This window comes from Streptomyces sp. NPDC088794 (assembly GCF_044750545.1).
Taxonomy (GTDB): Bacteria; Actinomycetota; Actinomycetes; order Streptomycetales; family Streptomycetaceae; genus Streptomyces.
In genome coordinates, this window is the sequence record NZ_JBIVKB010000004.1 from 329,628 (window position 1) to 349,335 (window position 19,708).

At 71.7% G+C, this 19,708-nt stretch carries 16 protein-coding genes; 9 read left to right on the top strand and 7 right to left on the bottom strand.

What is annotated here, in order from left to right:
• Positions 1-2 precede the first annotated feature (2 nt).
• Both ACIP6U_RS14000 and ACIP6U_RS14005 read left to right on the top strand, forming a co-directional pair.
• Positions 3-1,733, top strand: a complete 1,731-nt coding sequence (locus ACIP6U_RS14000; RefSeq protein ID WP_401716233.1) for an amidohydrolase family protein — start codon at positions 3-5, stop codon at positions 1,731-1,733.
• Positions 1,730-3,208 carry an aldehyde dehydrogenase family protein gene (locus ACIP6U_RS14005; RefSeq protein WP_401716235.1) on the top strand — a complete coding sequence of 493 codons (1,479 nt, stop codon included), beginning with the start codon at positions 1,730-1,732 and terminating at the stop codon, positions 3,206-3,208. The genes ACIP6U_RS14000 and ACIP6U_RS14005 overlap by 4 nt, the downstream gene beginning before the upstream one ends.
• Before the next feature lie 49 nt (positions 3,209-3,257).
• Here the strand turns inward: ACIP6U_RS14005 and ACIP6U_RS14010 are convergent, their stop codons facing one another.
• On the bottom strand, positions 3,258-3,650 hold the full coding sequence (locus ACIP6U_RS14010; protein WP_401716238.1) for a nitroreductase/quinone reductase family protein: 393 nt from the start codon (positions 3,648-3,650) through the stop codon (positions 3,258-3,260).
• Positions 3,651-3,768: 118 nt separating this feature from the next.
• On the opposite strand from ACIP6U_RS14010, the gene ACIP6U_RS14015 reads away from it, so the two are divergent.
• A complete protein-coding gene (locus ACIP6U_RS14015; RefSeq protein WP_401716240.1) occupies positions 3,769-4,617 on the top strand; it encodes an endonuclease/exonuclease/phosphatase family protein in 849 nt (282 codons plus the stop codon).
• Here ACIP6U_RS14015 and ACIP6U_RS14020 read toward each other — a convergent pair.
• On the bottom strand, positions 4,586-6,025 hold the full coding sequence (locus tag ACIP6U_RS14020; RefSeq protein ID WP_401716989.1) for a CehA/McbA family metallohydrolase: 1,440 nt from the start codon (positions 6,023-6,025) through the stop codon (positions 4,586-4,588). The genes ACIP6U_RS14015 and ACIP6U_RS14020 overlap by 32 nt on opposite strands.
• Positions 6,026-6,108: 83 nt before the next feature.
• Here ACIP6U_RS14020 and ACIP6U_RS14025 point away from each other — a divergent pair, with 83 nt between their 5' ends.
• The 4 genes from ACIP6U_RS14025 (at position 6,109) to ACIP6U_RS14040 (ending at position 11,763) form a co-directional block, all read left to right on the top strand.
• Positions 6,109-6,954, top strand: a complete 846-nt coding sequence (locus ACIP6U_RS14025) for an LLM class F420-dependent oxidoreductase (RefSeq protein ID WP_401716242.1) — start codon at positions 6,109-6,111, stop codon at positions 6,952-6,954.
• Positions 6,955-7,096: 142 nt separating this feature from the next.
• Positions 7,097-9,682: a bifunctional FO biosynthesis protein CofGH gene (locus tag ACIP6U_RS14030; RefSeq protein WP_401716245.1), complete on the top strand. Its 2,586-nt coding sequence runs from the start codon at positions 7,097-7,099 to the stop codon at positions 9,680-9,682.
• Positions 9,683-9,801: 119 nt separating this feature from the next.
• On the top strand, positions 9,802-10,359 hold the full coding sequence (locus ACIP6U_RS14035; protein WP_401716247.1) for a hypothetical protein: 558 nt from the start codon (positions 9,802-9,804) through the stop codon (positions 10,357-10,359).
• Positions 10,360-10,476: 117 nt separating this feature from the next.
• Positions 10,477-11,763, top strand: a complete 1,287-nt coding sequence (locus tag ACIP6U_RS14040; RefSeq protein WP_401716250.1) for a M48 family metallopeptidase — start codon at positions 10,477-10,479, stop codon at positions 11,761-11,763.
• A gap of 34 nt (positions 11,764-11,797) precedes the next feature.
• On the opposite strand, the gene ACIP6U_RS14045 is transcribed toward ACIP6U_RS14040, so the two are convergent.
• The 3 genes from ACIP6U_RS14045 to ACIP6U_RS14055 all read right to left on the bottom strand — a co-directional run bounded on the left by ACIP6U_RS14045 (position 11,798) and on the right by ACIP6U_RS14055 (position 13,224).
• The gene (locus tag ACIP6U_RS14045) at positions 11,798-12,319 is read right to left on the bottom strand and encodes a DUF2165 domain-containing protein (protein ID WP_401716252.1); all 522 of its coding nucleotides are present in this window, start codon (positions 12,317-12,319) and stop codon (positions 11,798-11,800) included.
• Between the two features lie 93 nt (positions 12,320-12,412).
• Positions 12,413-12,766 carry a hypothetical protein gene (locus ACIP6U_RS14050; RefSeq protein ID WP_401716254.1) on the bottom strand — a complete coding sequence of 118 codons (354 nt, stop codon included), beginning with the start codon at positions 12,764-12,766 and terminating at the stop codon, positions 12,413-12,415.
• On the bottom strand, positions 12,763-13,224 hold the full coding sequence (locus tag ACIP6U_RS14055) for a prevent-host-death family protein (protein WP_401716256.1): 462 nt from the start codon (positions 13,222-13,224) through the stop codon (positions 12,763-12,765). Before ACIP6U_RS14055 ends, ACIP6U_RS14050 begins: the two co-directional genes overlap by 4 nt.
• Positions 13,225-13,406: 182 nt before the next feature.
• Between ACIP6U_RS14055 and ACIP6U_RS14060 the strand changes: the two genes are divergently transcribed.
• Both ACIP6U_RS14060 and ACIP6U_RS14065 read left to right on the top strand, forming a co-directional pair.
• Positions 13,407-15,803 (top strand): tetratricopeptide repeat protein, encoded by a 2,397-nt coding sequence (locus tag ACIP6U_RS14060; RefSeq protein WP_401716259.1) that lies wholly within the window; start codon positions 13,407-13,409, stop codon positions 15,801-15,803.
• 140 nt (positions 15,804-15,943) lie between these two features.
• Positions 15,944-17,059 (top strand): ADP-ribosylglycohydrolase family protein, encoded by a 1,116-nt coding sequence (locus ACIP6U_RS14065; RefSeq protein ID WP_401716261.1) that lies wholly within the window; start codon positions 15,944-15,946, stop codon positions 17,057-17,059.
• A 28-nt stretch (positions 17,060-17,087) separates the two neighbouring features.
• Here the strand turns inward: ACIP6U_RS14065 and ACIP6U_RS14070 are convergent, their stop codons facing one another.
• Positions 17,088-18,662 (bottom strand): sodium:solute symporter family protein, encoded by a 1,575-nt coding sequence (locus tag ACIP6U_RS14070; RefSeq protein WP_401716264.1) that lies wholly within the window; start codon positions 18,660-18,662, stop codon positions 17,088-17,090.
• A gap of 161 nt (positions 18,663-18,823) precedes the next feature.
• A complete protein-coding gene (locus tag ACIP6U_RS14075) occupies positions 18,824-19,612 on the bottom strand; it encodes an SDR family oxidoreductase (protein ID WP_401716267.1) in 789 nt (262 codons plus the stop codon).
• Positions 19,613-19,708: the final 96 nt, after the last annotated feature.

Sequence of the window (19,708 nt, forward strand, 5' to 3'; positions counted from 1 at the left end):
CCATGCTCGATCACGTCATCAAAGGTGCCACTGTCGTGGACGGCACGGGTGCGCCCGCCCGTACCGCCGACGTCGGCATACGAGACGGTCGGATCGCCGTCGTCGGCGCTGTCACCGAGGAGTCCCGGACCTCCGAGGACGCCTCCGGGCTCGTTCTCGCGCCCGGGTTCGTCGATCCCCATACCCACTACGACGCCCAGCTCTTCTGGGACCCGTATGCCACTCCCTCCCTCAATCACGGCGTGACCACGGTCGCCGCCGGGAACTGTGGGTTCACTCTCGCCCCTCTCAATCCCTCCCGGCCCGCCGACGCCGACTACACCCGGCGGATGATGTCCAAGGTCGAGGGGATGTCGCTGGTGGCGTTGGAGGAGGGGGCGCCCTGGAGTTGGAGTTCCTTCGGGGAGTACCTCGATGCCCTTGAGGGGCGGATCGCCGTCAACGCCGGTTTCATGGTGGGGCATTGCGCGCTGCGCCGGCACGTGATGGGGCCGGATGCCGTCGGCGGGCAGCCCAGTGAGGAGCAACTGGCCGAGATCGTACGGCTGTTGCACGAGGCCATGGAGGCCGGGGCCTGGGGATTCTCCACCACCCAGTCCTCCACGCACTCCGACGGGGACGGACAGCCGGTCGCCTCGCGGCACGCGAAGCCCGCCGAACTGATCGCGCTCTCCAAGGCCGTCGGAGAGCACGAGGGGACGCAGATCGAGGCGATCGTGGCCGGGTGTCTCGATCAGTTCAGCGATGCCGAGATCGAGTTGTTCGCGGAGATGAGCGCGGCGGCCGGGCGGCCCCTGAACTGGAACGTGCTGACCATCGACGCGTCCGTGCCCGAGCGGGTGCCCCGGCAGTTGTTCGCGAGCGAGCGGGCGCGGAAGGCCGGGGGGCGGGTGGTCGCGCTGACCATGCCGATCCTCACGCCGATGAACATGTCCCTGGGCACGTTCTGCGCGCTGAACCTGATACCCGGCTGGGGCCCGATCCTGGGCCTCCCCGTGCCGGAACGGATCGAGCGGCTGCGGGACGCGGACGTGCGGGCGGAGATGCTGCGGCGCGCCGAGTCCAAGGAGGCGGGCGTCTTCCGGCGGCTCGCGAACTTCGCGCGGTACGTCATCGGCGACACCTACAGCGAGGCGAACGAGGGGCTGACCGGGCGGGTCGTCGAGGACATCGCGGCGGAACGCGGGCAGGACCCCTTCCACACCCTGGTCGAGATCTGCGCCGCCGACGAGTTGCGTACGGTCCTGTGGCCCATGCCGACCGACAACGACCCGGCGTCCTGGACGCTGCGCGCCGAGACCTGGCAGCACGAGGACGTCATGCTCGGCGGCTCCGACGCGGGCGCGCATCTGGACCGGATGTGCGGGGCGCCGTACACCACGCGGTTCATCGGCGACTGCCTGCGCGGACGGAAGCTGGTGGGTCTGGAACAGGCGGTGAAGATGCTGACCGACGATCCGGCGCGGCTGTTCGGGCTGCGGGAGCGCGGGCGGGTGGCGGAGGGCTTCCATGCGGACCTGGTGCTCTTCGACCCGGAGCGGATCGACGCCGGCAAGGCCACCCTGGTGCACGACCTGCCGGGTGACAGCCCGCGCCTGGACGCCAAGGCGATCGGGATACGGGCCGTGTGGGTCAACGGGGTCGAGGCGATCCGGGACGACGTGGTGAGCGGGTCGGTGCCGGGGAAGGTGCTGCGGTCGGGGCGGGACACCAGGACGGTGAGCACCAGGTGAGCGAGGCGACTCGGCCGGGCCAAGTGACCGAGGGGCAGCGGCTGTTCGTCGGCGGCGCCTGGGTGGAGCCGGACGGCGGGCACTACGAGGTCGTCGACCCGGCGACCGAGGAGACCGTCGGCTGGGCGCCGGAGGCCTCGCGGGATCAGGTGCACGCGGCCTGCGCCGCGGCCCGCGAGGCCTTCGGGCCGTGGTCGAGCACCTCGCCCCAGGAACGGGCGGCGGTGCTGGGGCGGGCGGCGGACATCATCGCGAGCCGGTTCGTGCCGTACGCCGAGCTGGCCCGGGCCGAGACCGGCGCCACGACGGGCACGGCGCGCGCGATGCAGGTCGGGGTGGGCGTCGCCCGCTTCCGGCGGTACGCGCGCGTGGAGAGCGCCGAGTGGGCGATCGCGCCGCAGATCAACGAGGCCGGGCCGATGGGGAAGGCCGGCGTCATGGGCGCGCTCGCCGTACGCCAGCCGGTCGGGGTCGTCACGTGCATCACCTCGTACAACAACCCGTGGGCCAACCCGGCGGGCAAGGTCGCGCCGGCCCTCGCCATGGGCAACACGGTGGTCGTGAAGCCGGCCCCGCAGGATCCGCTCTCCGTCTACCGGATGGCGGAGGCGCTGGAGGCGGCCGGTGCGCCGCCGGGCGTGGTGAACGTCGTCTCCGGCGGCTCGGTCGGGGTCGGCGAGGCGGCCGTCTCCTCACCCGACGTCGACATGGTCAGCTTCACCGGCTCCACGGCGGTCGGGCAGCGGATCGCCGAGGCGTGCGGCCGGGACATGAAACGCCAGCTGATGGAGCTGGGCGGCAAGGGCGCGGCGGTCGTCCTGGACGACGCGGACATCGGCTCGGCGGTGGCCGGCATCGGCACGACCTTCTCCTTCTACAGCGGCCAGATCTGCACGGCACCGACGCGCGTGCTGGCCCAACGGGGCGTGTACGGCCGCTTGGTGGAGCAACTGGCCCTGTACGCGGGCCGATTGAAGGTAGGCAACCCCCAGGAACCCGACACGGTCGTCGGCCCGGTGATCTCGGCCGCCCACCGCGACCGCGTCGAGTCGTACGTCGAACTGGGCCGCAAGGAGGGCGCGGTGGTGATGGCGGGAGGCGAACGCCCGCCCCTGGACCGCGGCTTCTACGTCACCCCGACCCTCCTCGCCGAATGCAGCAACGACATGCGGGTCGCCCGCGAGGAGATCTTCGGCCCCGTGGTCGTCGTCATCCCCTTCGACGACGAGGAGGAAGGCATCGCCCTCGCCAACGACTCCGACTACGGCCTCATCGACTACGTCTGGTCCGCCGACGTCGCCAAGGCCTTCCGGGTAGCCCGCCGCCTCCGCGCCGGCGGCGTCGGCATCAACACCGTCGGCCGCAACATGGAGGCCCCCTTCGGCGGCTTCAAGAGAAGCGGGGTGGGCCGGGACGTCGGCTCGTACGCACTGCACGCGTACAGCGAGGTACAGGCGATCGTCTGGCCGGGGTGAGAGAAGGGGCTGGAGAAGAGGCGAGAGGAAGAGGCGAGAGAAGAGGTGTTCACCCCTCCAGATCCACCCGCACGGTCAGCAACCCCGCCCCGATGGCCCGTACCGACCTGCTGTTCATCCGCGGCAGTGTGCGCAGGCGGGCCGTCGTGTCGTCCTCCGGCATGAGGTGGGCCGTGCCGGTGTGCCACCGTCCCCGGATCCGCACCCGCACCCTCGGGTCGGCCTTGATGTTGCGGATGTAGTGGGAGCGTTCGCCGAACTCGGAGACCAGCCAGAAGGTGTCGCCGATGCGGCGGCCGCCCACGGGGGTCGGGCGGGGCAGGCCGGAGGTGCGGCCCGTGGTCTCCAGGACCGTCTGGAGGGGCAGGCGGCACATGACCGGGTTGAGGAGGCGTTGGAAGGAGCGCGCCTTCCGGTACTTGTTCTCGGCGTTGCTGGACATGGCCGCTGAGACTCCTGTCTCGTGTCGTCTCTTTTGTCGTCCGATTCCCGGCGGGCGCCGGTGGCAGCGGCTTCAATGGTCCCAGCGTCCGCTGCAGGCAGGTGAAGGGGTGTCGGCGATGCGTGTGATGACCTGGAACCTGTGGTGGCGGTTCGGCCCCTGGGCGGAGCGGCAGAAGGCGATCCTGGCCGTGCTGCGGGAGACCGACGCGGATGTCGTCGGGTTGCAGGAGGTGTGGGCCGCCGACGGCGAGAACCTCGCCGGGTGGCTGGCCGGCGAACTCGGTCTGCACTGGACCTGGGCCCCCTCACCCGCCTCCGACCGCTGGCAGCGCCGGATCGGCCGGCCGGGCGTCGAGGTCGGCAACGCGGTACTGAGCCGCTGGCCCGTCGTCGAACAGGACGTGCTCCGACTGCCGGCCCCCGAGGAGTCCGACGACGGCCGACTCGCCCTGTACGCGCGCGTGGACGCCCCCGGCCACCAGGTGCCCTTCTTCACCGTCCACCTCACCTCCCAGCTCCACCTCTCCGCCCTGCGCGGCCGCCAGGTCACCGCCCTCGCCGAGTTCGTCGCCGCGCACCGCTCCGGCACCGACTTCCCACCGGTCGTCACCGGCGACTTCAACGCCGCGCCGGACTCGGACGAGGTCCGCCGCTTCGCCGGGACGAGGACAGCGCCCGTCGTACCGAGGCAGGTGTTCTTCGACGCCTGGGAGTACGCCGACCCGTCGACGCCGTCGACCACCTGGGACCACGCGAACCCGTACGTCCACCCGGGCCTCGGCCCCAGCACCCGTATCGACTACGTCCTGGTGGGCGGCCCGGCAGGCCCCGACGGAATCGGCACCGTGCGGGACGTACGGCGGACCGGCCACGGCCCGGTCGACGGCGTCTGGCCCTCCGACCACGCGGCGGTCGTCGCCGACCTCCAGTCGGTCAGCGACGACCCAGGAACACCGGGTTCGTGAACGCCGCCATCACCCCGGGCAGTGGCCCGACCACCGTCTCGTGCCGTAGTTCGGCCCGTACGTAGGTCGCGTACCCGGCGGTCGTGCGCCACTCCACCGTGCCGGAGCCGGAGACCGGCAGTGGGTCGCTGGTGAACAGCACGCCCTGGTCGGTCACGAGGCGGACCGTGCAGCGCGGGGCGCCCTCGGCCGTCAGGCGCACGGTGACCGGGGTGTCGGGGTCGGTCTCCAGCCGCTCGCCGATGCCCGAGACCTGCCTGTCGGCGGACGCGGTGAAGTCCAGGGACACGGACCGCGACTCGGCGACGTACGACCTCCCCGCCCGCAGCCCCTCCAGGAGCGCCTCCCGGGTCAGCTCCTCGGCGTGGACGACCGTCTGCGGCAGCCCGACCACGTCCGGATCGCGGTGCGCGTCACTGTTGCCCATGGCCGGCAGCCAGCCCCGCCCCTCCTCGCGGTCGCGCACGGACGCGACGAGCCCGCCGTCCCACTCCGCCAGCGCCGCCTCGTCGTCCGGCGTCCAGGGCCCGTTCCACACCTCGACGGCGTCCGCCTCCCCGAACCCGAACTTCCAGCCGCAGCCGATGCAGGGGGCGTGCGGATGGGCCGGCACGACGAGCCCGCCGGCGTCGCGGATCCGCCGGGCGAACTCCTCCCAGCGGCCGTCGCGGGCCCGGTACCGCCAGTCGACCCAGGTGCCGGGCTCGATCCCGAGGGCGAGCACGTGCCCGTTCCTGGTCGTCACCTCCTCGCCGAGCAGGATCAACAGGTCCTCGCCCGCCTCGGCGGCCCAATGGGCGTGCGCGGAAGGCGTGTTGTGGTCGGTCGACGTGATGAAGTCCAGCCCGGCCGCCCGCGCCCGCGCCGCGATCTCGGCCGGGGTCCGGCGCCCGTCGGAGTACCAGGAGTGGAGGTGACAGTCGCCCCGGTACCAGCCGGGACCCCGGCCGACGACCCGACCGGGCGGATACGCCGGCTCCGGCGCCGCGTCCCCGGGCTCCCCGTACGTGAACGTGACCACGACCTCGTACGACAGCCCCTGCGGCGCGACCGTGTACGGCCCCAGCGCGACATGCCACGTACCGGCCCGCACGGGCCCCGGCAGATAGCCGGGCGTCGCGGCGTCCGCCCGCACGAAGAACTCGCTCCGGGCCCCGCCCGACCACCCCCGGAAGCCCGCCCCGCCCACCTCGGTGCCGCGCTCGTCGAAGAGGCCGATGTCGAGGGCGTTGCCGAGGGTGCCGGGCGGTACGGACGGCCGGTCGTAGGAGTACGAGACCCACAACTCCCGGACGCCGTCGGGGACTTCGAAGGGAACGTAGACATAGTCCGGCGCCCCTGGGGGAAGGGTGCCGCTGAAGGTCCTCGTTTCCTGTTCCCGGTCGAGGGTCACGCGTCCACCGTAGATCCCGGAGTGGTCTTCGTCACCGGCATGGATGAGGCCGACCGGTCGGTATGGACATCTGAGGGCGCGGCCGGTACAGATGGGGAATGCGCATCGCCGTAACGATCTTCCTCACCGACGAGACGATCGCCCCGACCCGGCTCGCTCGTGAGCTGGAGCAGCGCGGGTTCGCCGGCCTGTACCTGCCCGAGCACACGCACATCCCGGTCGAGCGGACGACTCCGTACCCGATGGGCGGCGAGCTGCCGCCCGAGTACGGCCGCACCCTCGACCCCTTCGTCGCCCTCGCCCAGGCCGCCGCGGTGACCGAACGGCTCGACCTCGGCACCGGCATCACCCTGATCGCCCAGCACGACCCGATCGACCTCGCCAAGCAGATCGCCACCCTCGACCACCTCTCCGGCGGCCGCTTCACCCTCGGCCTCGGCTTCGGCTGGAACGTCGAGGAGGCCGCGGACCACGGCGTGACCTGGCGGACGCGGCGGGAACTGAGCCGGGACCGGATGGGCCTCATGCGCGCCCTCTGGTCGGCCGAACCCACCGCCTACGACGGGGAGTTCGGCGGCGTACGGGCCAGCTACGCGTTCCCCAAGCCGGCCCAGAAGCCACGCGGCCCGGTCATCGGCCCCCGCACCCTCATCGGCGGAGCGGCGGGCCCGAAGCTCTTCGCCCACATCACGGAGTACGCCGACGGCTGGATGCCGATCGGGGGGCGGGGCCTGACGGAGACACTGCCGGTGCTGCGGGGAGTGTGGGCGGACGCGGGCCGCGACCCGGCGGCTCTTCAGGTTGTCCCTTACGCGATCTACCCGACGGCGGGCAAGCTCGCGCATTACGGGGACTTGGGCATAGAGGAGGTGGTGGTCCAGCTGCCACCGGCGGGAGAGGCAGAGGTGCTTGGGGTCCTGGACGAATACGCAGAGCACTTGTAGTCGAGGGTCATGGCCAACCGCCTCAGGGGCGCGGGGAACTGCGCGACCAGCCACAACGAACCCGCACCCCGCAACGCACAGCAGCCTCCCTGCACCCCCCGGACCCTGCTGAACAGGCGGAGCCGATACGTATGCTCACTAAATGACGACTTCCGCGACTCCTGGAACCGGGCCGACCGACAACTCCATGCGCCGCGCCCTCAAACGTGCCCGTGACGGCGTCGCCCTGGATGTCACTGAGACCGCTGTCCTGCTCCAGGCCCGCGGCGAAGCACTCGACGACCTCATGGCATCGGCGGCCCGAGTACGCGACGCCGGCCTCGCGGCAGCGGCTCGCCCCGGCATCATCACGTACTCGAAGAGCGTCTTCATCCCCCTCACCCGCCTGTGCCGCGACAAATGCCACTACTGCACCTTCGTCACGGTCCCCGGCAAACTCCGCCGAGCCGGCCACGGCATGTTCATGTCCCCGGACGAGGTGCTGGACATCGCGCGCAAGGGCGCGGCCCTGGGTTGCAAGGAAGCCCTGATCACCCTCGGCGACAAGCCCGAGGACCGCTGGCCCGAGGCGCGCGAGTGGCTCGACGCGCACGGTTACGACGACACGATCGCCTACGTCCGCGCCATCTCCATCCGCATCCTGGAGGAGACGGGCCTGCTGCCCCACCTCAACCCGGGCGTCATGAGCTGGACCGACTTCCAGCGGCTCAAGCCGGTCGCACCGAGCATGGGCATGATGCTGGAGACGACCGCGACCCGGCTCTGGTCCGAGCCCGGCGGCCCCCACTACGGCTCCCCGGACAAGGAACCCGCCGTACGTCTGCGGGTGTTGGAGGACGCGGGCCGCTCGTCCGTCCCCTTCACCTCCGGCCTTCTGATCGGCATCGGCGAGACGTACGAGGAGCGCGCGGAGTCCCTCTTCGCGCTGCGGAAGGTGGCGCGGGCCTACCACTCGATCCAGGAACTGATCATCCAGAACTTCCGCGCCAAGCCGGACACCGCGATGCGCGGCATGCCGGACGCGGAACTCGACGAACTGATCGCCACGGTGGCCGTCGCCCGGCACATCATGGGCCCCGGCGCCAACATCCAGGCCCCGCCGAACCTGGTCGACAGCGAGTACGAGCGGCTGCTCGGCGCCGGCATCGACGACTGGGGCGGGGTCTCCCCGCTGACCATCGACCACGTCAACCCGGAACGCCCCTGGCCGCAGATCGAGGAGCTCACGGCACGCTCCGCGGCGGCCGGTTTCGAGTTGAGGGAACGTCTCTGCGTGTACCCGGAGTTCGTGCAGCGCGGCGAGCCCTGGCTGGACCCGCGCCTGCGCCCGCACGTGGCCGCGCTGGCCGACCCGGAGACCGGCCTCGCCCGCCCGGACGCGGTGGTGGAGGGCCACGCCTGGCAGGAGCCGGAGGAGGCCTTCGTCTCGACCGGCCGTACGGATCTGCACTCCACGATCGACACCGAGGGCCGTACGTCCGACCGCCGTGACGACTTCGACGAGGTGTACGGCGACTGGGGCGCCCTGCGCGAGGCGGCCGCCCCCGGCATGGTCCCGGAGCGCATCGACACGGACGTACGGCAGGCGCTGGCGACGGCGGCGGACGACCCGACGAAGCTGACCGACGCGGAGGCCCTGGCGCTGCTGCACGCGGACGGTCCGGCGCTGGACGCGCTGACGCGGATCGCGGACGACGTACGCAAGTCGGTGGTCGGCGACGACGTGACCTACATCGTCACGCGGAACATCAACTTCACCAACGTCTGCTACACGGGCTGCCGTTTCTGCGCCTTCGCGCAACGCCGTACGGACGCGGACGCGTACACGTTGTCGTTGGACCAGGTGGCCGACCGCGCCCAACAGGCGTGGGAGGTCGGGGCAGTCGAGGTCTGCATGCAGGGCGGGATCCATCCTGACCTGCCCGGGACGGCGTACTTCGACATCGCGAAGGCGGTCAAGGAGCGCGTCCCCGGGATGCACGTCCACGCCTTCTCGCCCATGGAGGTCGTCAACGGCGCGACACGGACCGGCCTTTCGATCCGCGAGTGGCTGAGCGCGGCGAAGGAGGCGGGCCTGGACACCATCCCCGGCACCGCCGCCGAGATCCTCGACGACGAGGTCCGCTGGATCCTGACCAAGGGCAAGCTGCCGACGGCGACCTGGATCGAAGTCGTCACGACCGCCCACGAGTTGGGCATCCGGTCGAGCTCGACGATGATGTACGGCCACGTGGACCAGCCGCGGCACTGGCTCGGCCACCTGCGGACGTTGGCGGGCATCCAGCAACGGACCGGCGGCTTCACGGAGTTCGTGACGCTCCCCTTCATCCACACCAACGCGCCGGTGTACCTGGCGGGGATCGCGCGGCCGGGCCCGACGATGCGCGACAACCGGGCGGTGACGGCGATGGCTCGTCTCCTCCTGCACCCGTACATCCCCAACATCCAGACGAGCTGGGTGAAGCTGGGCACGGAGGGCGCGGCGGAGATGCTCCGCTCCGGCGCGAACGACCTCGGCGGCACGCTGATGGAGGAGACGATCTCCCGCATGGCCGGTTCCTCGTACGGCTCGTACAAGTCGGTGAAGGACCTGATCGCGGTGGCGGAGGCGGCGGGGCGTCCGGCGCGGGCGCGTACGACGTTGTACGGCGAGGTGCCCCAGGAGCGGCAGCGGGCGGCGGCGGCCTCGGACGGGCACCTGCCGGAGCTGCTGCCGGTCCTGGACTGAGAGGCCGGAGGCTTCGGGCCGGGCGGCCGGAGGCTGTCGGCTGGGCGGGCGTCGAGGTCGGGGCCGGTACGATGATCCGACGCCCGTTCTCCGTTTGACGGGGATCCTTAGTCGAGGAGATGCGAGCCGTGCCAGCCCCGAAGGTCTGGGTTACCGGTCTGACGGTGGGAGCGATCGCCGCTGTCGTCGTCCTGGCCGTGCAGGCCGACAAGGGAACGAAGCCGGAGGCGGCCACCGCCCGGCCGAGCGCGTCCGCGACGGCGCATCCCAAGCCCACGAAGACGGCGGCACCGGCGGCCGTGCCGGACGGCTCCGGTACGGGGCGCCGGATCGTCTACTCCCTGGGCCAGAAACGCGTCTGGCTGGTCGGCGCGACCGACACCGCGAGCCGCACCTTCGCCGTCTGGCCGGGGACGGTCGCTCCGGACGCCGGCACCTACACGGTCGGTCAGCGCACGGAGGGCCCGCTCACCGGCTCCGACGGCGTGCGGGTCGAGCACGTCCTCTACTTCACCGTGAAGTCCGGCGTCAACGTCGCCTTCTCCAACGCGGTCGACGGCTCCTCCCCACCGCCCGCCTCCGGCGTCCAGACCGGCGGCATCCGCATGGGTACGGCGGACGGCGCGGCGGTGTGGACGTTCGGCTCGGCGGGCACGAAGGTCGCGGTCGTCGACTAGGGGCTGTCGTTCGCACGCCGGGCGACCGCGCTTTCGCCGCAGTTCCGCCGTGTGATCGGATCGGCCCGTATCAGCAGGCAGCGGCCCGGGGAGGGGCCGCCTAGGGGGGAATTCGTGATGCCCGATATCGCCAGAGAAACGACGCAGTCGTGCCCGGAATGCGGCACGGAGATCCGCGGCGACAGCCGGTTCGCCGTCTGGTGCGCCGCCTGCGACTGGAACGTGGATCCCGAGGAGTCGCGGCCGGACAAAGGACGGCTGGACCGAGCTGAGCGCGCGCTGGCGCGACGACATGGCGAGCAGCTGCTCGCCGAGATGCTGAGCGGGCGGGAGACGCGCCCGCGGCGCGACGCCTCGGCGGTGGCGGCCACCGCGCTCGCCCTGACCGTGCACGGCGTCACCCTCGCGCTCGCCGTCGGTGGTGTCTGGTGCGTGGTGGCGGGCTGGGGCGGCATGGGCATGGTGGCGGGGCTGGTGCTTCTGGCGCTGGCCTGGGCGCTCGCCCCGAAGGTGCGCCGCCTGCCCGACGACTGGCCCGTGCTGCTCAGGGCCGACGCGCCCGAACTCTTCGCCTCGGTGGACGAGGTGGCGCGGGCGGTCGGCACCCGGAGCGTGCACGCGATCGCCGTGGACGGGAGTATCAACGCCGCCGTCATGACGTACGGCGTGCGCCGCCGGCGGCTGCTGGTGCTGGGCATGCCCCTGTGGGAGGTCCTCACGCCCGGGGAGCGGATCGCGCTGCTCGGCCACGAGCTGGCCCACTACGCCAACGGTGACACGCGCAACGGCCTGGTGGTGGGCAGCGCGATGCGGACCCTGTCCCTCTGGCACCACACCTTCCAGCCGATTCCGCACCCGTCCCTGATCGAGATGGCCGTCAACGCCCTCTACGTGGTGCCACGTCTGCTGGTCCGGGGAGCGCTGGTGCTGCTCGTCCGGTTGACGTCACGGGCCGGGATGCGGGCCGAGTACCTCGCCGACCGGCTGGCCGCCCGCACCGCTTCCACTCAGGCGGCCGTGGGCCTCATGGACCGGTTGCTCATCACCGGCTCGCTCGATGTCCTGCTGCGCAGCGAGGCCAACCGTGCCGGCCTCGCCGGGTCGCGGTCCGTCCGGGCGGCCACGGCCCGGGCCGACGAGCTGTGGGGGCTGCTCACCGCGTTCGTGGCGTCCGTCCCCGAGCGCGAGTACGAACGGCAGCGGCGCGCCGGAGTCCGGCGCGGGCACCAGGTCGACGCCACCCATCCGCCGACCCATCTGCGGCGGGCGTCCCTGCTCGTCGGGGAGCCCGTGGCGGCGGCGGTGCTGCCGCGAGCCGGCCGGACCGAGCGGATCACCGCGGAACTCGCCGCGGCCCGTACCGAGGTGGCCCGGCGCCTGCTGCGCGACGGCCCCGGCGCCTGAGCCTCGCGGGCCGCCTCGCCTCGTCCGGGGCCGCTCAACCGGCGTCGGGCGCGGCGCCGGGCAGGTGGATCACCAGCAGCACCACCCCGCTCAGCACGAACACCCGAGCCGCCGCCTCCAGCCCGTTCCAGTCCTCGGACTGCCACATCGCGAACCACTCACCGCCGATCCCGATGAACCCGGCCCCGAACAACACCATCAGCATCAGCAGCCCGTACGTGGAGACCTGCCGGGCCCGCCCGTACTCCCGCCGCCCCCAGAACCAGGTCCCGCCGATCAGCACGACCGCGGCCACGACCTCCCAGGCGATGATCACGACATACGCGGCGTCCTGCAGCCCATGACTGGTGACCGCCCGCCACATCAGGTCGTCGTCCTTGAACGTCGTGTCCATCGCCAGCACATGCCGCACGAACTGCTGATTGCTGTCGAAGTCGGTGATGTTCCCGAACGCGACCAGGGTGATGTAGAGCGCGACGGTCGCCGTGAGAAGGGTCGCGGCGAGAGGAAGGGCACGCGGGGCATGCGGGGCGCGTGAGGTGGGAGTGGTGGTCATGGGGGATGTCCTTCCCCACATGACGGGGTGGGTCGCGTCGGCTTTGAGCCAGAACTTGTTCGGTGGCGCGGACATCGGCGGCGCGGACAGGGGTCAGTCGGTGTCCTTGGGGTGGCGGGTGGACGCGTACACCAGGTGGACCGTGCGGCGGATCTCGTCGACCAGGTAGCGCACGCGACCCCCTGCGGTCACCTCGTACTCCCACTGGGGATACTCCTGACCGCCGAGGCTGCCCGTGGCCAGGCGACCGCGCAGCCGGTGCTGGCGGTCGGGATCCGCCCGGCACAGCGGGTCACGGCGCAGCGCCTCGAAGCAACGCCGGGTGTTGCCAGGTGCCTCCGCGCCCAGCTCGCCCCAGCCTTTCGCCGCTTCGTTCGTCGCGAACCGCAGGCGCCATTCCTCGCCCACCGGCGGAGGCGCGGCGTCGTCCCCCCGCTTCGGGCTCACGGCGCGGTCACCTCGCCGTGGTCCTCGCCGGGCAGCCGGCGGGTGAGCTGCGTGGTGAGCTCGGGGTCGGCGAGGACGCGGGCCGTCGCGCGCCATTCGACGACGACTCGATGGAGGTTGGCGTGGACGTCCAGCTGGGCCGCGTCGTACGTGGCGTCGATGAGCTCGACGACGAACTCCTTGAGCTCGTCCGCCGACAGATGACGGACCCACGGGAACACCGAGGGAAGCGCCCGCAGTATCGCCCGCTCACCGGCATCACTGCGCACGAGCGCGGCGAGGAGACGGGCCGTGATGTCCGCAGTCTCCTCGCGCTGCTGGTCATGGCGTGCCGTCGTCAGATAGAGATCCTCACCGTCCCGCCGCGTGATGTGCACGCGCTGGGCCCGGTCGAGCGTGTCCGCGACACGCTTCGAGTTCTTCGAGAGCTCGGAGAAGGCGACCGTGGGAGTGGGCATGATCCGACGGTACTTCGGAACGTATTCCGAAGTCAATCGACGGGCTTGCCCTTCCCCACCCTTCCCCACCCTTCACGGACGCTCACCGCATGCGGCGACGCGGCGCTCCCGCCCGTACGGCCGCTGGGCGACAATGGCCCCACCCGGCCCCAGAGGCACCCGCCCGACAAGGGAGCGTAAGCGTGGCGCAGGCTCGGCCGTCGATGCAGGAGCTCATCCGGCGGCGCCGGCGGGCCGGGTTTGTCGGGCGGGGTGCTGAACGGGCCGTCTTTCGGGGGAACTTCGATCTTCCGCCCGAGGACGAGCGGCATCGGTTCCTGTTTCATGTGCACGGCAATGCGGGGGTCGGGAAGACCTTCCTCGTGCGGGAGTTGGAGCAGATCGCCCGGGAGAAGGGGGCGCTCACCGCGTACGTCGACGAAGGTGTCGGCGGTCTGCCCGAGGCCATGGGGGTCATCGCGCGCCAATTCGCCTCCCAGGGGCGGCGGTTGAAGGAAGTCGAACGGCTGCTTGCCGCGCAGCGGGCGCGGCGGCACGAGGCCGAGGCCGGCCTCGCGCTCGAGGGGGAGGCGGGTGGGCCCTCCGTCGGGAGCGTGGTGGCGGCGCGGGCCGGGCTGGTCGGGCTGGGGATGGTGCCGGGAGTGGGGGCCCTCGCGGGGGTTCTCGACGCAGGTCAACTCGCCCAGGGGGCCGAGCGGTTGAGAGCCGGGCTCAGTGCGCGCTTCCGCAGTCAGGAGGACGTGCAGTTGGTGTTGGCGCCCGAAAGAGTGCTCACGCCGGTGTTGCTCGGTGAGCTCAACGAGGCGGCGTCGGCCGTTCCTTGGGTCGTCCTGTTCTTCGATACGTTTGAAAGGACCGGGGTTTTCCTCGATGAGTGGCTGCACGACCTGATGGACAGTGATCAGTACGGGACCCTGGCCCCCAACGTCGTCGTCGTGACTTCCGGCCAACGCCCCTTCGACACCGCCCGCTGGGGCGCCTTCGCCGACTTCATGACGGACCTGCCGCTGGGGCCGTTCACCGACGCGGAGGCCCGAGGGCTGCTGGCGGGCAAGGGAGTCGTGGACGAGCCCGTGGTCGAAGAGGTGCTGCGGCTCACCGGCGGGCTCCCGGTACTGGTGTCGACGCTGGCCGAGCAGCACCCCGCCGACCCGGACGACGTGGGCGATCCCAGCGCCACGGCGGTCGAGCGCTTCCTCAAGTGGGAGCAGGACCCGGTGCGCCGCGCGGTGGCGCTCGCGTGCGCGCTGCCCCGCAGCCTGGACATGGACGTGTTCCGGGCCGCCGCCGAATGCCCGGCCGAGGAGGCGGACGCACTGTTCGCGTGGCTGCGCGGGCTGCCGTTCGTGGACGACCGGGGTGGCGATCGCGTCCGCTACCACGACCTCGTGCGCGAGCCGATGCTCCGGCTGCAACGCCGCCGCTCCCCCCGCGGCTGGGCCGAACGGCACAACCGGCTCGCCGAGGTCTTCGCCCGGTGGCGAGCGGAGGCCGAACTGGGCCGCGAGCCCGCGGAGTTCAGGGCCGACGAGGAGTGGCGCGCACTGCGCCTCGCCGAGTCGTACCACTCCCTGTGCGCCCGGCCCCGGACCGCGCAGACCATGCTCCCCGCCGACCTCGTCGCCGCCTGCGCGGACGGGGACGACGTGGTGGGGCGGTGGGTGCGGCTGGTCGCGGAGGCCGGGGAGGACACGGACGCCGAGACCGTACGGACGTACGGGCGGGCCCTGACGGACGCGTTCGCGGACGGTGGGGCGGCGGGGCTGCTGCGGCTGTTGCTGAGTCGCGCGCGAGGGGACGAACCCTGGCGGGCCGAGGCCTGGGCGCACCACGGCGACGCCCTGGCCCGGGCCGGTGACTTCGAGCGGGCGCTGGAGAGTTGGGACCGTGCGCTCGCCCTCGAGCCGGACCTCGTACGGGCTCTGCGGGCGAAGGCCGTGACGCTGGGCGGGATGCGTGACTACCGGGAGGCGCTCGACGCGCTCGACCGGGTGGTGGCGCTGGAGCCGGCCAACGGCTACCACCACATCCTGCGCGGCGAGCACCACCGTATGGCGGGCCATCCGGACGAGGCGGTCCGGGACCTGGACGAGGGGCTGCGGCTCGACCCGGGCAGCGACTTCGGCTGGGCGTCCCGTGGCACCGCCCACTTCGCCCGGGGCGAACTCGACCTGGCCCTCGCCGACTTGAACCGCGCGCTGGACCTCAAGCCCGCCTACGCCTGGGCGCTCGTCCGGCGGGCCCGGGTGTGGCGCGACCTCGGCGACCCCGAGCACCGGCTGGCCGACCTCGACCGCGCCGTCCAGCTGCAACCCGACTGGGCGTGGAGCTACTGCGAACGCGGCGACGCCCTGCGCACCACCGGCCGTGACGAGGAGGCCCTCGCCGACTTCGACCGGGCCGTCGCCCTCGACCCCGACTACGCGTCGGCGTATGCCAGCCGCGGTGCGAGCCTGGCGAACCTGGGCCGCGACGAGGAGGCCCTGACCGACCTGGACCGCTCCCTGGAGCTCAACCCCTCCTCCGCCTGGGCCCAGGAACAGCGGGCGGCCGTACGGCGACGGCTGGACGCGATATGACCGGATATGGCTGATGTTCGACCGTTCATGGCCGACCATCGAACATTCCGTGCATCCTCCCGCCCCCTCAACCCACCGTCCCCGTTCGATTACAGTGCTGTGCTGTCGTGCGTAGAGGCGGTGCCGTCGGGGAGGTCTTGGTGGGTGCGACAGCCGGGGCCGTCTGGGGCCGTGCCGAGCAGCAGGACTTCCGCAGCCGGGTGCGCGGGACGCTCCTCGGGGTGTCCGTCGGGGACGCGCTGGGCGCGCCCGTCGACGAACTGGACCTGGAGGAGATCAAGGAGGCGTACGGCGCGGAAGGCGTCGCCGACCTCGTCTTCGCCTACGGGCGGCGCGGTGCCGTCACCCACCTCACGCAGCTCACGCTGTTCTCCGTGGACGGGCTGATACGGGCCCAGGTACGCCGTGACACGGGCGCCTGGCATCCGCCGACCGATCTGCACCGGGCGTATCTGCGCTGGGCCTCCACCCAGCGGGACTGGGGGCCGGACGAGCGTCGCAAGGACGACGGCTGGCTGGCGCGCGAGGAGTGGCTGTACGCCCGGCGCGAGCCGACCCGCGCGCTGCTCATCGGGTTCGGCGACGACACCATGGGCACGCTGGAGTCCCCCAAGAGCCCGGCCGAGCTCGGCCCGGAGGCGACCGCCCGCTCGGCGCCCTTCGGGCTGCTCGTCGGCTGGGAGCCGCAGCTGGTCGTCCAGCTCGCCGTGGAGTGCGCGGCGCAGACCCACGGGCATCCCACGGCGTACCTGTCGGCGGGGGCGTACGCCGTCATCGTGCACGGGCTCGCGCGCGGTGAGAGCCTCGACGCGGCCGTGCAGCGGGCGCTGGGGCTGCTGGCGGCCCGACCGGGGCACGAGCACGTCTCCGACGCCCTGCAGCACGCCCTGGGCGCCGTCCGGCAGGGCATGCCTACGCCGGCGCGGGTGGAGGAGCTGGCGGCGGACGGCTCGGCGGACGGGGTGCTGGCGGCCGCCGTGTACTGCGCCCTGGTCGGCGAGGACGTCCGGCACGGTCTGTGCCTCGCGGTCAACCACGACGGTCCCTCGGGCGCGACCGGCGCCCTCACCGGCGGCCTCCTTGGTGCCCTGCACGGCGAAACGGCCCTCCCGCCGGCCTGGCTGGCCGAGCTGGAGGGCCGTCCCACACTGCTGGAACTGGCGGACGACTTCGCGATGGAGATGACCCAGGGTCCGGCGCTGCACGGTCCCGGGGGATCGTCCCCGGGGTGGCTGGTGCGCTACCCGCGGGCCTGAGCGGTCGGTCCCTGGCCGGTGACGTCGGTCAGTCCTTGGTCGGTGACGTGGCGACCGTGTCCTCGACCGGGCCGGCCGGGGCCGGTACGGCGACCGCGGTGCTGTCGTCGTCCGTGTTGATCGTCTCGATGACCGCGAGGCGCTCCGGGGTGTCCTCCGGCTTCAGGTAGCCGACGAGGATGTACAGGACCAGCGACACGGCCAGCGGGATCGACACCTGGTACTGGAGCGGGACGCCGCCGTCGACGTTCCAGTTGATTGGGTAGTTGACCAGCCAGAAGGCGAGCAGACCCATGGACCAGCTGGTGAGCGCCGCCGTCGGGCCGGAGCGGCGGAACGGGCGGAGCAGACCCAGCATCATCGGGATCGCGATCGGACCCATGAGACCGGCGACCCACTTGATCACGACGGTGATGATGTCGTTGAAGGTGGGGGAGTTGACCTGGGTGGCCACCGCCATGGACAGACCGAGGAAGAGGACGGTGGTGACACGGGCCGCGATCAGCCCGGCCCGCTCGTTCCAGGCCCGCGCCGCCTTCGACACCACCGGCGCCACGTCACGGGTGAAGACGGCCGCGATCGCGTTGGCGTCGGAGGAGCACATGGCCATGGTGTGCGAGAAGAAGCCGACGATGACGAGGCCCAACAGACCGTGGGGGAGGAGCTGTTCGGTCATCAGGGCGTACGAGTCGGAGCCGTCCGGCTTCTTCGCGGTCACCAGCAGCGGCGACATCCACATCGGGAAGAACAGGACCACCGGCCAGATCAGCCACAGCGCTGCCGACAGCCGGGCCGAGCGCTCGGCCTCGCGCGGGCTGCCCGTGGCCATGTAGCGCTGGGCCTGGTTGAGCATGCCGCCGTTGTACTCGAAGAGCTTGATGAAGAGGAAGGCGAGCAGGAAGACCGTGCCGTACGGGCCGACCAGCGGCTTGCCGTGGCCGTGCAGGGCCGGCTCGTCCCAGGCGCCGAGGAAGCCGATGCCCTTGTCGTTCAGCTTCAGCACGACGGCGACGAACATCGCGACGCCGGCCAGCAACTGGATGATGAACTGGCCCAGTTCGGTCAGCGCGTCGGCCCACAGGCCGCCGATCGTGCAGTAGACCGCCGTGATCGCGCCGGTGATGAGGATGCCCTGGTTGAGGGAGATCCCGGTGAACACGGACAACAGGGTCGCGATCGCCGCCCACTTGGCGCCGACGTCGACGATCTTCAGCAGCATGCCGGACCACGCGAGGGCCTGCTGCGTCTTCAAGTCGTAGCGGTTCTTGAGGTATTCGAGCGGGGAGGCCACGTGCAGCCGTGAGCGCAGCCGGTTGATGCGCGGCGCGAACAGCTTGGAGCCGATGGCGATGCCCAGCGCGATCGGGAAGGACCAGGTGATGAACGACGTGACGCCGTAGGTATAGGCGATGCCCGCGTAGCCCGTGAACATCACCGCGCTGTAGCCCGACATGTGGTGCGAGATGCCGGACAGCCACCAGGGCATCTTGCCGCCGGCGGTGAAGAAGTCGCTGACGTTGTCCACTCGCTTGTGCGACCAGACGCCGATGGCGATCATCACGCCGAAATAGGCGATGAGCACAGCCCAGTCGAGACTGTTCATGGGTCCCCTTCCATGTTCCCGCTGCCGGGGTCGGGCATGTGAACTCTGGGCGGGGTGGCGTGCCCACGGCAAGCAAGTGGAAGGTCAAGAGACTGTAAAATCGTTCCGATTGCTGTCCTGGGTTTATGTATCTGAACAGTCGATCGACTGCGAAAGTGGCGTCATCGCATCAACTCACCCGCGTTGACCAGCAAAGACTGTCCCGTGATCGCCCGCGCGCGGTCCGAGGCGAGAAAGACGGCCGCGTCCGCCACGTCCTCGTCCGTGGCGAGGTCCGGCAGCGCCATCCGATCCGTCAGCCGCTTCAGTACGTCCGCCTCCGGCACCCCCTCCGTGTGCGAGGTGAATTGCACGAACGCCTGCACCGGCGGCCCCCACATCCAGCCGGGCAGCACGGTGTTGACCCGGATCCGGTCGGGCCCCAGCTCCCGCGCCAGCGAGTACATCGCGCTCGTCAGCGCCCCCTTGGAGGCCGCGTACGCCGCCTGCCGCACCTGCGAGGGCGCCGCCACCGCCGACTGCGTCCCGATGAGGACGACGGACCCGCCCCCGGCCGCCCTGAGCCCCGCCAGACAGGCCCGCGCCATCCGCAGCGACCCCAGCAGGTTCACGTCGATCACCGACAGCCAGGTCGCGAAGTCGGCGTCCTCCACCCCGCCGAAGTAGCTGTCCCAGGCGGCCACCTGGACCACCGCGTCGATCCGCCCGAACCGCTCCAGCGCGAGCGCGGCGAGGGCCTCGCACTGCGCCTCGTCGGTGATGTCGGTCGCCCGGTACGCCGTGTGCGCCCCGTCCGGATCGATGTCGGAGGCGCTCTTGGCGAGGTTCGCCTCGGTGCGCGCCCCGAGCACCGCGTTCCCGCCGTCGCGCACGACCGCCGCCGCGACCTGATGACCGAGCCCGGCGCCGACTCCCGACACGACGACCGTCTTGCCCGTGAGCAGTGACATGAGAGACCTCCGACCCAGCGCTTCCCTGACCCTGGCGCTTTTTCTGACGGGGCGTCAGAGTATGGGCGACCGGCGGACGAAGGAAGGGGAGCGCCC